This is a genomic window from Vibrio limimangrovi, from assembly GCF_054064025.1.
This window is the reverse complement of sequence record NZ_JBSUGF010000005.1, coordinates 118060-130803: the sequence shown is the minus strand read 5'-3', so window position 1 is coordinate 130803 and position 12744 is coordinate 118060. Positions and strand designations below refer to the sequence as shown.

Genomic DNA, 12744 nt, shown 5'->3' with positions numbered 1-12744 from the left:
TCTCTATATACAAAGCCCCGCCGCTAAATGAAACACGGCAGGGCTTTGGCTTGTATCTCGATCAGAATTCTTAATTTATCAAGCGCAACAGTTACAGTTACGCTTAAATTTATCCATTTTGCCAATTCCCGGGTTGAAGGTATTGGTTGGGTCTAGCTGATGATAGAACGTCTGCAGCGAGTTCTCTGCTTCATACAGGTGCCCTACGTTGTGCTCTGCCGGGTATTTCGCGCCGCGGCTATTCAGGTGCTCTAGCATCAGTTTCTTCATCAGTTTTGTATCCGTGCCCTTTTTGAACACATAATCCTGATGGAAGACATAGCACATGAAATGTCCATAGTAGAGAGACTGAACCAAGTTCTTACTCACCTCTTCAGGCAAGGTTTCCAGCCACTCTTCATCGTTACGACGTAACGCAATATCTAGTGCAACAATGTCTTCGACTTCTTCACGATGAATGGTTTCATAGCGAATAGCAGCGCCAGCCGCAGCAAAGCGGTGTAAAAACGCCTTTTTCCCTTCTTCCGGAGTACATTCGAAGAAATCGCAATCGCTTTCAACTGCCCATACTTCAGTCAGGTACTTCTGAGCTTCTGCGATACCGCCATCACTCATTTTCAGGATCAGGTGATGCTCATACTTATCACGGTAATCCAACATGCGCTCAGGCAAATGTTGTGGGAATAATTTACTCGCATAGTACAAAATCGAATCTGGCAGATATTTACTAACAAGCGGTAAACGTTCTAAAAAGTTTTCTACTTTCGCTTTTAGAGCAAACATCTTGGGTAGTCGATCCGTCCCCAGTTTGTCGATGGACAGGAATACGTCCTTGCCGTATTTCTCTGCCATATTGAAGATATCTCGATGCAGATATTCCCCCATTTCAGGCAGATTTTCGAACGTCGATAAAAAGTCTCTTCTTAGCTTGGTTAGCTTGGCTGGATCGTTAGTGCCCAGGTAGAAGACTTGTTCTTTTTCTGGCACTGGATAACTGTCAACACGAACGGCAAATACACCGAGTTTACCTGCACAACCGCTGGCTTCGAACAGGCGGCGCTCATCGGCATTAAATCGAGATGGAATATCTGAGGTAACGTCGCGAACACGCTCATCATATTCTTTATCTGAAGCCATACGATCATCATGAATGATCTTGGCAGGATCAAAGTTGCCTTCCTGCAAGTTTGTCAGGATTTCTTCTGGTGTATCACCCAAGCCTTCAATTCCAAGATGGTTAACGAGGTTTAGATTGCCCATTTTGTCTACCTGAGCATAAATCGCGAGTTCCGTATATGCCGGACCACGTTTGACTAACGCGCCACCAGAGTTGTTTGCAATACCACCCACTACGGTAGCGCCCAACGAAGAGGAACCGATGATGGAATGCGGAGCGCGATTTACCGTTTTCAGAGATTTTTCGAGCGAGTGCAAACTTGCTCCTGGTAAACAAACCGCCTGCTTACCACCGTCAATTAAATGAATTTTCTTAATTTTTGTAATGTTGATTACGACAACATCGCGGTCGTAATCGTTGCCACTAGGGGCGGAACCTTCTGTAAGACCGGTCTTGGCCGCTTGCATAATGATGATGCAGTTGGCCTCGACACACTGTTTAATGATCTTCCACTGTTCTAACAAGGTGTTAGGAAACACGACAGCAAGCGCTGTACCACTACCCGAGCGAAAGCCTGAGCGGTAATACTTAGTTTTAACTTGATCGGTCAGGACGTTTTCTTCACCGACGATCGTCTTAAATTCTTCTATCAGCTGCTTTTGTTTCATATCCATATCTCTAATTATTTTGCTTCACTCGTGTACCAGAAAAAGTTGCAGGAAGTTGAGTTTGGGTCACTATAAGCAGTCCATTTACCCGCGTCTATCGATGTAATTTGACTTGTCCGAATTCAATGACAAGCATTTATCATTAAATTAATATTTTTCAGATAGTTAATTAGTAAAAATGTAAAATTTAACTAAAGAAACAGATTGTTTCCCAAAAGAAACAATAACAAAACCAATTATTAACATATGTGCGCAATATCGAGTTATCAGATTCATTGATAATTTGGATTAGTCACGTAACTTTCTAAATAGGAAGGATATTTGAGATCTGTGCAGAACACATAAAAACAACATCATACACCCGACAATGTTGCATTTATGTTCAAATAAAGGAATTAAAAACGGTGGCTCTGGCTTTGAAAGCTGGCGTATAAGTGATCGATAAAGATCTTAACTTTCTCTGGCTGCTGCCGTGTATAAGGGTACACAGCATAAATACCAAGGCACTTTGCGGTTTCGTCCTTAAACAACTGGATTAAACGACCCTGTTTTAAATCGTCATAAACCAAAACTCGTGGGACGTAGATAAACCCCTGACCGAGTAGCGCTACATTTCTCAGTACGGACGAGTTATTGATACAGAGATTTCCATCAACCGTGACTTGATAAACGTTCTCCCCATCTTTGAAAGCCCATTCTCGAGCCCCCGACTCCTGATAGGCGTACACAAGACAGTTATGCTTGTCTAACTCAGTTGGTCGTTTGGGGATACCATTTCTGGCGAGATACTGCGGCGATGCACAGACTATCCAATTCGCATCGACGAGTTTTCTGGCTATCAGACTCGAATCTGGCAACACTCCGGTGCGTATTGCGAGATCAAATCGTTCATTCACAATATCGACGAAACGATTATCGAGTTCCATATCGATCTTGATGTCTGGGTATTTGTTATTAAATTCAGCAATAACGCCTGGCAGAATCAATTCACCAGAAATAGTAGGAACGGTAATCTTGATGTTACCGGATAAATTCCGACCCAAACCAATAATCGACTCTTCGGCGGTGGCAACAGCCTGATATACCGCTTTGGCATGTTCAAAGAAATACTGCCCCGCTTCACTCAGTGTTATCGTTCGTGTCGTGCGATAAAGCAGTTGAACTCCGAGATCTTGCTCCAACTTGGCAATACGTTTACTGACGACGGATTTTGTCAGTTCCATTTGTCTCGCTGCGCCGCTGAACGAGCCTTGTTCGACCAAATGGTAAAATATGATGTAATCGTCGGTATTTCTCATGCTACTTCGTTAAATCCTTTAGAAGAGCGTATTGTAGGTGGATTGAGCTCTAAGTGCTGAAAGTAGAGTCACACTAATCGTATCTAAACTGCAGATACAAAAAAACCAGCTTTCGCTGGCCTAGTGTGATGCTTTAAGCATCGAGATATCGCTGGAAGCCATACCTGATAAATTTGATATGGAGGCGCCTCCCGGAGTCGAACCGAGGTCCACGGATTTGCAATCCGCTGCATGGCCACTCTGCCAAGGCGCCGTCACATTAACACTTTAAGAGGTCTCCCCCTCTGCGTTGGTGGCTACTTTACGGATTCAGAAAAGATAGTCAAACATAAATCTACTTTTTGCTGTTTGTTTGCTTTCTTTTAAATCAGTAAGGTGAATATTCGATCAAAACTAACCGTTACTGACTCTTTTTAGCAGACGACCAACAACGTTAGGATGATATGACCAGACATGATCAAACATCGACATTAGCGCCGGGTTACCATATTTCGACAAGCTGATTGCATGAAAACGGTTTGTCTTCGCTTTAAGTGCATCGACTTTAGCAAGCAGTTCATCTTGTTGCTTTGGTGCGATAAAGTCAGAAATTACCACCATGTCGGCATTTTTGTATTTTTCACCGCTCATCAGATCAATCGATTTTATCAATGTTGGCTCTAGATCTGTGCCGCCATGAAAACTGTACGTTAAGAAGTCTGCGGCCTCACGCAGTCCATCTTGTTTAGTGAGTTCGTAAGTAATGTGTTCGGTCGAGAATATGATGACATAACAATCACGTTGCTCAGCCAAAGCAATTTGCATTAAAGCATACGCCATCGCCTTCGCACATTGTTCCGGAAAGCCACTCATGGAACCAGAAGCGTCCACACAAACAATGAAGGGGCCTTTTTCGATATCTACCGCTTTATTATCAGGGCGATGAGCTTTCACTTTTCGCAGCGTACGAGATTTGCCCTGAGTACGATAGTTCATTAATCGCTTGTCGATCAGGTGCTTATAGAACACGACTTCAAGCTCTGGATACGCCAGAAACATGGTCTCATTTGGGAGAAGTTTATTTAAATCGTCACTTTCGTGGATGCCAACAATGTCATCGGTCGCTTCGTCACTTTTCTCTTCGACCATTTGCAGCTCTTCAGCTGGTGCACGGTTGAGATCGGGATCATTCACCTGCCCAGCCATACGACCAAGTTGCTCAGCAATTTCCTGAAGTCCTTTGTGTTTTTTTAAGAGCTCAGCATGTCGCTTCATCACCGTGAGGTCAGTCTTACTAAGCTTAGCAGACGCCATGTCCCATAAGCGACCAACACTTTCCTCATCACCAGACTCAGTTACTTTATCCATATTACGCATGGTTTCCATACGCTGATAAAGGTCATTGAGCACTTTCTCTTTGTTTGCTTCCAGTTCGCTCACCTGAGCTTGTTTGATCGCATCAGCTAAGCTTTGATACCACTGGTCACAAAAGTAGTGTGGGAACATTGGGTTATTGACCCCTTTGTTCTTTTCCATCATGCGACGCGCTTGCATGTAAAACGCAGAGTGCCACTCGAGTTTTTTGATTACCTCTTCAATACGTTCAAAAAACTCATCTTCGTTCCAGTGAATGACTTCCTGATACAAAGCGAGTTCCTGCTGAAATCGCTCAGTTTCACAAACTTTCGTAATACGCTTCTTAACGTTACCACGCCATTTTAAAAGATGATTTTTAACCGAAGATTTAACGCCTCGGTTTTCCGCCATCATCATAACCTGAGAGCGCGCCAAAAGGTCGTTCACCGCACTGTCGATGATTCCAGAGTCTGCAATCATCAATGCTAAGTTGAATCCATCTGCACCTAACATGTTGTCTCCTTAAGAGAAAAACTGTTGTAAGTTCTTAAAGCGCTGAATAATTTTCTCGCTTTCACCCTGGATAGATTCAAGCCTTTGACTCACTTGTTGCAGACTCGATTCCATTAAACGCGGTAACTCTGGGTCCACAAAGCTGTGTGGCAGAGCAGCATGGAAGTTGGCTTTCACTTTACGCATGTGATGTTCCGCTTCACTCAACTGGCTTACTGCTTTCTCACTTTGAGTAAGCCAATTTTCGTAGCGTTCCATATCCAAACCTTGCTGCGTTACTAAACCAACAAGAATACCCCGGTTGGCAATATCACGAATAACCAAGTTATTCTCTGCATCGATATCAAAACGTAAGCGGCACATGTTGGTGTTTTGGTTAACGTAACCATACACATCTCCGTGTCCATCTTTAATCACGCGATCCAATTCGTCTTTCGGCACATATACCCAGCGGCTGTCGCCTTTTTCTGACTCTGAAACTGACATGTTGCTTTGTAGAATCACGAGTTTGACTAAGTTGACTGCGGCCCCCACTTTGTAACTTTTGGCTTTTGAGGTGTCGAAACGCATGGTTTCTTTACGTAGTATGCCTGTCGCCGCCTCCGTCGTTAGCGTCATACGATAGGTATCTTCAAGCTCGTGTTGCACGTCTACAAGTGTCTCTCGGCAGTATTCGATTTCTTGTTCAGCGTCTTGCTGATCGAAAGCATGTTTAAGCGCAAACTCTTGGACGACATCGCGAACTACGTCTCGGGACTCAGGACTATTCCACAGACAGTCTTGCAGAAGCAACAGGTCAAGCGGATTGATCTCATCGCGGCCATTAAAGAACGCACTCGCTTTAAGTAGTTTCACCGCTTTTTTCCAGCGACGGTCAGACACATACATGTCCGTATTCGCGACGTCACCAAATTGTGCCTCAACCTTGCTCTCTAACATGGTCTTGAGCTGGAATAGCTTTTCGAAGGCGTTGTCGGTAAGAGACAGTTTGTCAAACTGCTGCTGCCAGCGATGATATTCTTCATCCGTAATAGCCAACCCATCCGGAATTTTCGCTTCCTGTGACGTACCTACCGTTAGCATCGATTTAAAATTCTGTTTATTCTGAATTCGGTTTACAAATACACGCACCAACATTCGGTCATAAAGTGCATCTAAACCACTGTCTTCATCTGGCAATTCATTCGAAGCTGAAATAAGTAAGCGCATTGGAACGCGTTCAATGTCACTGCCGTTCTTAAATGTTTTTTCGTTTACGACCGTAAGCAAGGTGTTCAAAATCGCTGGACCGGCTTTCCAAATCTCATCTAGGAAAACAACTTGAGCGGTAGGCAAGTAACCTTTGGTCAAACGGACATAACGGCCATTATCTTTAAGTTCTTGAATACTAAGTGGGCCGAATACTTCTTCCGGCGTCGAGAACCGGGTCATCAAATATTCAAAATAGCTACTGTTATCAAACGCCTGAATCAAACGCTTGGCAATTAAGCTTTTCGCAATACCTGGAGGGCCCAACAGGAATACACTTTCACCCGCAAGCGCGGCAAGGAGACAAAGTTTGATCGTATGTTCACGTTCATAAACGCCATCAGTCAATGCTTTCGCCAACTTATTGATTCGCTCTGAAAGGAGTGCTTTATCGGCATTTGATGCAAAAGAGGGTTGTATCATGAGAGCTCCGGCTGCTGAACTGATGCGGTATACTTATTTTTATACATTTGTTATCACAATGTTACAAGTGTAATTTATTGTAACTACCCTTATATCAGATGCTTCCCCAGCACATTGCTAAGAAATCAAAGTTTCCATTTATGAGATGCATCTCACTGAAAATGCAAACGCTTTCGTGATCGAAATATACTTTTACTTTTGTTTGTCGACGAATGTCGTTAATGTTCAAGCACGCCTTTATCTTTAGGATTCACACTTCATGACGAAAACCATTCATAAATGGAAGCAGATTGCATTGGTAGAAAAAGATGTTGAGCTGCCAACAGGTCAGACAATTACGCATACCACTATCCTTCACCCCGGCGCTGCGGTAATTTTGCCCATCAACGATAACGGTGAAGTAGTACTTGTAAATCAATTTCGCCCCTCTCTTAACAAGTGGCTGCTAGAACTTCCTGCGGGAACCCGTGAATGTGATGAAGATCCTCTCTCTTGCGCTCAGAGAGAACTGGAAGAAGAAACGGGGTTTAGCGCACAGACGTTTACCTCTCTTGGTCAGGTTACGCCATTAGCTGGTTTCTGTGACGAGATTCAATATCTGTTTGTCGCTAGGCAGTTAATTAAAACCAACCGTTACCAATGCGATGAAGACGAAGTTATTGAGGTTGTGACATTGTCACTAAAACAACTAGAAGAAAAGATCATAGATGGCACAATTACCGATGCCAAAACTATTGCCTGCTTAAGCAAAGCTCGCCTTTGCGGATATATTTAGACCAAGGAGATATTCATGGATTTTCGATCAGATACAGTTACTCAACCTACTCAGGCCATGCGAGAAGCCATGTTTACTGCGCCCGTAGGAGATGATGTCTACGGAGATGACCCAACGGTTAATGAGCTGGAACAATACGCTGCAGAACTTGCTGGTTTCGAGGCCGCTCTGTTTACCACTTCAGGCACGCAAGCCAATCTTTTAGGTTTGATGGCGCACTGTGAACGCGGTGATGAATACCTTTGTGGTCAACAAGCGCACAACTACAAATATGAAGCGGGAGGCGCTGCGGTACTCGGCTCGATTCAACCTCAGCCGATCGAGAACAATCCCGATGGTACTCTGCCGTTTGATAAGCTTACAGCCGCTATTAAGCCTGACGATATGCACTTCGCTCGTACGCGTTTGCTCAGTCTGGAAAATACCATTAACGGTAAAGTACTCCCGCTTTCTTACCTTGCCGAAGCTCGCGAATTCGTTAATAAGCATGGTCTCAAGCTACATCTTGACGGCGCAAGAGTGTTTAACGCGGCAGTGGCATTGGAAGTGCCAGTTAAAGAAATCGGCCAGTATTTTGATTCGATGACCATTTGCCTTTCAAAAGGATTAGCCGCGCCTGTGGGATCACTGCTACTCGGCAGCAATGAATACATTGCAAAAGCGCGACGCCTGAGGAAAATGGTCGGCGGTGGTATGCGCCAAACGGGTATCTTAGCAGCAGCGGGAAAACTTGCGCTTACCGAACAAGTCTCGCAGCTAAAGCAAGATCACATCAACGCAAAAAAATTAGCAGAAGGGCTGGCAGAGCTTGCTGGATTCTCAGTAAACCCGGAGCTTGTTCAAACCAATATCGTGTTTGCCAAATTGGACCCGCAAGTTGATATCTATGGCATCGCAGAACAACTGAAGCAGCAAGACATCATTGTTTCACCCGGAAACCCTATCCGCTTTGTGACGCACAAAGACATTTCAGAACAAGATGTTACTACGTTATTATCTGCCCTAAAATCTCTGCTTTAAGTTAGTTTTGAACATAGTGAATAAGAATCAAAATTGATGTTTTGGGAGTGATAACTTTAATGGCAACACAATTTTCCGGCGACATTATTCAAGGACATCAGGCCATTCAATGTCTTGATGTCTCCGACATCCCCTCGGGTGAGCATAAGTTCTGGTTCCGCATTGCAACCAACGCCCTTTCTCAATGGCAACATTTGCCTGTACTGGTATTTAAAGGGCAAAAGCCTGGTAAGAAGATCGTGATTACGGCTGGTGTTCATGGTGATGAATACAATGGTGTTTTGGCTGCACAAAAAACCGCCAGAGAACTCATTGGATCGGACCTTGCCGGCACAGTAGTCATCGTACCTGGAATTAATCTGACAGGTATGTTGAATAAAAGTCGCGACTTTTGCTCCCCTGATCCGGACGCTGCGCGTGCGAACTTAAACCGATTCTTTCCGGGCAACGAGTTCGGAAATGAAGCCAACCGTTACTTACATACGTTGTGGAATAAACTGTTAAAGCCAAATGCAGAGTTAGCGATTGACTTGCACACTCAAACCAGCGGCGCTGCCTATCCACTTTATGTATTCGCTGACTTCCGCATTGAAGATTCTCTACAAATGGCACGCTTGATTAATCCTGATGTCATTTTGGATGATCCGGGCGATAACGGAGTTCTAGAAACGGTATGGAACAACTGTGGCGTTCCCTCCATCACTGTAGAAGTCGGTACGGGTCGTTATACCGATGAAGCCCTGATCAATCGTACAGTAAAAGGGATTTTCAACATCCTTAAACATTACGAAGTTATATCTGGGGTTCCAGAAACAATTCACCCCTGCGTAGAAGGTCGCGAGATTGTAACCATTAGAGCTGAGCTTGGTGGATTTGTTCTGCCACAAGTCAGTATTTTGGAGCCTGTCGTTCAAGGTCAACTGGTTGCGATCCAATATGATGGGTTTGGTGACGAGATACAGCGCTACAATGCTCCAACGTCTGGCACTGTCATCAGCCATAATGTTGAATCTATACGAGCCGCTGGTTCATTACTGGTACGCCTGATCAAATAGCCTGTGTTAAATATCCTGTGTTAAATATCCCCTTTTAAAAGGGGATATTTTGTTTTTAGCAGTCAGTTTATTGGTTTTGTTCAACAAGTATTAACTCGTCAATATTGAAACCTTTTTCTGCGGCAATCTGCTTAAATCGTTCAAGCGTTGCTAATTCCACCTCGGGCTTACGCGATAATAACCAAAGATAGCCATGATTAAAGCCAGATATAAACGCGTAATCGTAGTTTTCACCGAGGTCAAACACGATATAGGAAGCGTAAAACGGACCAAAGAAAGAAACTTTTAAATGGCCTGTCGACATATCATCAACAAAATACGCTTTGCCTTCTGCTTGCTTCCAACTCTGATTTTCTTTTGAATAGCCACGGTTTATCACCTTCACACCACCATCTTCACGCAACTCATATTCCGCCGTTACATTGGATAGTCCCCGCTCAAAAGAGTGATCCAGCCGGGCAATTTCATACCACTTACCCAAATAAGGATTCAGTTCAAAATTCTGTACAGGCTCTACACCTTCAGGTTTTGAAGTACAACCAAATAAAAAAACGACTGACAATAGGAGCAGTGACTTTAGTGATTTCATTACGAGTTCCCGGTTTATGTTACTTACTGATTTTACAGTATAAGATCAAAAACAGATCATAAATCCAGATCCGTTTATTCATTAAGGACGATCGTTCTTCGTCATATGAATTTTTGATATAAAAACTATCGTTCCTACAAATATTCCTACATAATCAGAAAGTTATTCCAGAAATTAACTTTATGCATATCGAAACTTTGCACAATATAGACATTTCTCGCCTTATCACCTTTTTATAATACTGCTCGATATAAATTGAGGTTATGTTATGAAGTTAAAGACAATGTCAGCTTGTGCACTTTTGGTTTTGCTAGTTGGTTGCCAACCAAACAGCCCAGAAGACGTGACAGAAATAACGGCCTCAGCAGACATCTGTAATACTCAGAGAAACATACCAGGTGGGTGGAAAAAGTTTGAAGCTACACCCGATGTTCAAAAGGCAATGGCGTTTGTACTGAAAGAAATGGATATGATTTCTTCATTCAAACAAATTGTTAATGTCCATGCACAAATCGTCAGTGGGGTGAACTACGCGATTGAGTTTGAAATGGATGATAGCTCGGTATGGCATACGATTGTATATCGTAATCTAGATGGTAACTACGCCGTCACGCAGCAACCCCAAAAAGGGACATTCTGCGAGAATTAAAGCCAAATCAAGTAGAAGCCCCTATTCCGGGGCTTTTGAGGTTTTGTGGCTTTTCTATTTAAAGGTAATCATCAATCAATTGCTCTAATGACTTGGTTGGATGACCAATCAACGAGCTTAGCGTTTTACTATCGTCGTATAGGGCTCCATTAGATGCTCCTGTATCTGAGTTCGCGAGAACAGCTGCAAATGGGCCTGGTAATCCAGCGCCTTCTAGTGCTTTGGCAAAATCCGCTTCTTCCATATTAATGTAAGGAATCACTTTTCCTGACTTTTCACTGATTAGCGTACTTAGCTCAGTCAGTGTGTACGCTGCATCACCCGATAGCTCATAAACTTTGCCACTTTGCGGCTCTTCGCTAGTCAGTACTGCGGCTGCCGCTTCAGCATAATCTTCACGAGCTGCTGAGCTTATTTTTCCATCTTTTGCACAGCCAATGAATCCTCCGTTCGCCAAGGCAGGCGCGACACTCGCTAAATAGTTCTCCGTGTACCAACCATTTCGCAGAAGCACATAAGGTACGTTTGCCTGCTGTAAATACGCTTCTGTTTCGACATGCTCTTCTGCTAATGCCAGCGGTGATGTATCAGCGTGTAAAAGGCTGGTGTAAGCAAGTAATTCAACGTTTGCCTGCTGTGCTGCATCAATAACATTTTTGTGTTGAACTGCACGCTGACCTACTTCGCTAGATGAGATCAGCAGTAGTTTAGTTACGCCATTCAAAGCATCGGCTAATGTGTCAGGTTTTGAGTAATCGGCTTGACGAACCTGAACTCCTAATGATGTCAGTGAACTCGCTTTATCTATATTGCGAACTAAAGCCACTAGTTGCTGAGGTTCAATTTTGTTCAATAAATGTTTAATGACTAATTGGCCTAATTGACCGGTAGCGCCTGTAACTGCAATCATTGTACTTTTCCTCGTCTGTTAATAATGAGCCCGTTTGTGTATAATCTGCCACACTAACTTACTTTTAGTAAGTACATACTTTTTGGTAAGTATAAAATAATGTGTCATTTTCAGAAAAGGCGATCGAAATTATGAGTGAAAACACGAGCAAAAGTATGGGTGGCTTATTATCAGAAAAATTCATCCGCGGAAATGTACTCGCGAAGGAGTGCCCTTCTCGCAGCATATTGCAAGATGTCACCAGTCGTTGGGGCGTACTGGTGTTGTTCGCTCTACTTGGCGGAACACATCGATTCAGTGAACTTCGAAAAAAAATCACAGGTGTCAGCGAAAAAATGCTTTCGCAAACCTTACAAGCATTAGAGGCAGATGGATTTGTCTTGCGTATTGCACACCCTGTGGTTCCACCGCATGTTGAGTATCGCCTGACAGACAAAGGCATAGAAGTTGCTCATAAAGTAGAACAGCTAGTGGACTGGATTGAGTCAAACCTGGGAGATATCTTGAACTCGCAACAACGTTATGATGAGGCCAAATCAAGTAATTGAGTAAACACACGCTGAATACACATGAGGCACTAAGCGGTTTCAGGAACCATATTTAACAGCAAATGCCTCAAAAGATAGCGCCTGTCAGTCGCACTCATACGCGCTTGCAGGTATAAATACATGGATTTAGTTTCTTCGTGCTCTCCCAAAGTTTTCCAAATTGAATCCAGATATCCAGTCGTAATATTTTGCACAATTGGTAAAGGTTGATGGGCGAATACCAATGCGAGCAATTGTGCTAGTTTATCGTTAACTTCTGAAAAATGATTGTCGATACGTTGCAGTTCAGCATTGAGAATCGTATCGGCTCTCGTCAATAAAGACGCAGCCAATGCACGCTTACCTTTGCGTTTACTTCGACTTGAATTAAGTACCTTATCATGTTGATACCCATCATCGCAGGCCTCCAGCAGCCCACGCAATGACGCGAGCGTCGACACCATCGGGCTGCGCATCGGCTCTAACTTTTGCTCGGTTTGTTTTAGCCAAAGCGCAACGTCAAATACATAGCTCGGGTCTTGCGCAAGGTATTTATCGCTGAGTTGTGGCAAAAGTAATAGCCTTGCGATAATGGTTTCTTTTAGCACCGATTTCAT

At 43.6% G+C, this 12744-nt stretch carries 12 protein-coding genes and 1 tRNA gene; 5 read left to right on the top strand and 8 right to left on the bottom strand.

The genetic code is table 11. The features are described 5' to 3' along the window. Positions 1-78: 78 nt before the first annotated feature. The 5 genes from dld to ACWYU8_RS05020 form a co-directional block, all read right to left on the bottom strand. Complete coding sequence (gene dld / locus ACWYU8_RS05040) at positions 79-1785, bottom strand: D-lactate dehydrogenase (RefSeq protein WP_457517689.1); 1707 nt, start codon at positions 1783-1785, stop codon at positions 79-81. A 395-nt stretch (positions 1786-2180) separates the two neighbouring features. Then, entirely contained in the window at positions 2181-3083 is a 903-nt protein-coding gene (locus ACWYU8_RS05035) for a LysR substrate-binding domain-containing protein (RefSeq protein WP_457517687.1), read from the bottom strand. A 179-nt stretch (positions 3084-3262) separates the two neighbouring features. Further along, positions 3263-3336: transfer RNA gene (locus tag ACWYU8_RS05030), tRNA-Cys, on the bottom strand. Positions 3337-3476: 140 nt separating this feature from the next. Beyond that, on the bottom strand, positions 3477-4931 hold the full coding sequence (viaA, locus tag ACWYU8_RS05025) for an ATPase RavA stimulator ViaA (RefSeq protein WP_457517685.1): 1455 nt from the start codon (positions 4929-4931) through the stop codon (positions 3477-3479). 9 nt (positions 4932-4940) lie between these two features. Then, positions 4941-6602: an ATPase RavA domain-containing protein gene (locus ACWYU8_RS05020; RefSeq protein WP_457517683.1), complete on the bottom strand. Its 1662-nt coding sequence runs from the start codon at positions 6600-6602 to the stop codon at positions 4941-4943. Positions 6603-6861: 259 nt separating this feature from the next. Between ACWYU8_RS05020 and ACWYU8_RS05015 the strand changes: the two genes are divergently transcribed. Genes ACWYU8_RS05015 through ACWYU8_RS05005 form a run of 3 tightly spaced genes read left to right on the top strand, consistent with a single transcriptional unit; the run spans position 6862 to position 9452 of the window. Further along, a complete protein-coding gene (locus tag ACWYU8_RS05015) occupies positions 6862-7377 on the top strand; it encodes an NUDIX hydrolase (RefSeq protein WP_457517682.1) in 516 nt (171 codons plus the stop codon). Positions 7378-7392: 15 nt separating this feature from the next. Then, positions 7393-8397: a low-specificity L-threonine aldolase gene (gene ltaE, locus ACWYU8_RS05010; protein ID WP_457517680.1), complete on the top strand. Its 1005-nt coding sequence runs from the start codon at positions 7393-7395 to the stop codon at positions 8395-8397. Positions 8398-8456: 59 nt separating this feature from the next. Beyond that, complete coding sequence (locus ACWYU8_RS05005) at positions 8457-9452, top strand: succinylglutamate desuccinylase/aspartoacylase family protein (protein WP_457517678.1); 996 nt, start codon at positions 8457-8459, stop codon at positions 9450-9452. Between the two features lie 67 nt (positions 9453-9519). Here the strand turns inward: ACWYU8_RS05005 and ACWYU8_RS05000 are convergent, their stop codons facing one another. Then, on the bottom strand, positions 9520-10041 hold the full coding sequence (locus tag ACWYU8_RS05000) for a lipocalin family protein (protein WP_457517677.1): 522 nt from the start codon (positions 10039-10041) through the stop codon (positions 9520-9522). Positions 10042-10309: 268 nt separating this feature from the next. Between ACWYU8_RS05000 and ACWYU8_RS04995 the strand changes: the two genes are divergently transcribed. Further along, entirely contained in the window at positions 10310-10690 is a 381-nt protein-coding gene (locus ACWYU8_RS04995; protein WP_457517675.1) for a cystatin family protein, read from the top strand. Between the two features lie 58 nt (positions 10691-10748). Here ACWYU8_RS04995 and ACWYU8_RS04990 read toward each other — a convergent pair whose 3' ends face one another. Then, positions 10749-11600, bottom strand: a complete 852-nt coding sequence (locus ACWYU8_RS04990) for an SDR family oxidoreductase (RefSeq protein ID WP_457517674.1) — start codon at positions 11598-11600, stop codon at positions 10749-10751. Positions 11601-11731: 131 nt separating this feature from the next. Here ACWYU8_RS04990 and ACWYU8_RS04985 point away from each other — a divergent pair, with 131 nt between their 5' ends. Next, on the top strand, positions 11732-12148 hold the full coding sequence (locus ACWYU8_RS04985; RefSeq protein WP_457517672.1) for a winged helix-turn-helix transcriptional regulator: 417 nt from the start codon (positions 11732-11734) through the stop codon (positions 12146-12148). A gap of 29 nt (positions 12149-12177) precedes the next feature. Here ACWYU8_RS04985 and ACWYU8_RS04980 read toward each other — a convergent pair whose 3' ends face one another. After that, positions 12178-12744: a hypothetical protein gene (locus ACWYU8_RS04980; RefSeq protein WP_457517670.1), complete on the bottom strand. Its 567-nt coding sequence runs from the start codon at positions 12742-12744 to the stop codon at positions 12178-12180.

What these genes read in the sequence shown, in the direction of transcription:
- ACWYU8_RS04995 (WP_457517675.1), top strand. Translation starts at nt 10,310, where the DNA reads ATGAAGTTAAAGACAATGTCAGCTTGTGCACTTTTGGTTTTGCTAGTT.
- ACWYU8_RS04985 (WP_457517672.1), top strand. Translation starts at nt 11,732, where the DNA reads ATGAGTGAAAACACGAGCAAAAGTATGGGTGGCTTATTATCAGAAAAA.
- viaA (WP_457517685.1), bottom strand. Translation starts at nt 4,931, where the DNA reads ATGTTAGGTGCAGATGGATTCAACTTAGCATTGATGATTGCAGACTCT.
- ACWYU8_RS05005 (WP_457517678.1), top strand. Translation starts at nt 8,457, where the DNA reads ATGGCAACACAATTTTCCGGCGACATTATTCAAGGACATCAGGCCATT.
- dld (WP_457517689.1), bottom strand. Translation starts at nt 1,785, where the DNA reads ATGAAACAAAAGCAGCTGATAGAAGAATTTAAGACGATCGTCGGTGAA.
- ACWYU8_RS04980 (WP_457517670.1), bottom strand. Translation starts at nt 12,744, where the DNA reads ATGAAATCGGTGCTAAAAGAAACCATTATCGCAAGGCTATTACTTTTG.
- ACWYU8_RS05020 (WP_457517683.1), bottom strand. Translation starts at nt 6,602, where the DNA reads ATGATACAACCCTCTTTTGCATCAAATGCCGATAAAGCACTCCTTTCA.
- ACWYU8_RS05035 (WP_457517687.1), bottom strand. Translation starts at nt 3,083, where the DNA reads ATGAGAAATACCGACGATTACATCATATTTTACCATTTGGTCGAACAA.
- ACWYU8_RS04990 (WP_457517674.1), bottom strand. Translation starts at nt 11,600, where the DNA reads ATGATTGCAGTTACAGGCGCTACCGGTCAATTAGGCCAATTAGTCATT.
- ACWYU8_RS05000 (WP_457517677.1), bottom strand. Translation starts at nt 10,041, where the DNA reads ATGAAATCACTAAAGTCACTGCTCCTATTGTCAGTCGTTTTTTTATTT.
- ltaE (WP_457517680.1), top strand. Translation starts at nt 7,393, where the DNA reads ATGGATTTTCGATCAGATACAGTTACTCAACCTACTCAGGCCATGCGA.
- ACWYU8_RS05015 (WP_457517682.1), top strand. Translation starts at nt 6,862, where the DNA reads ATGACGAAAACCATTCATAAATGGAAGCAGATTGCATTGGTAGAAAAA.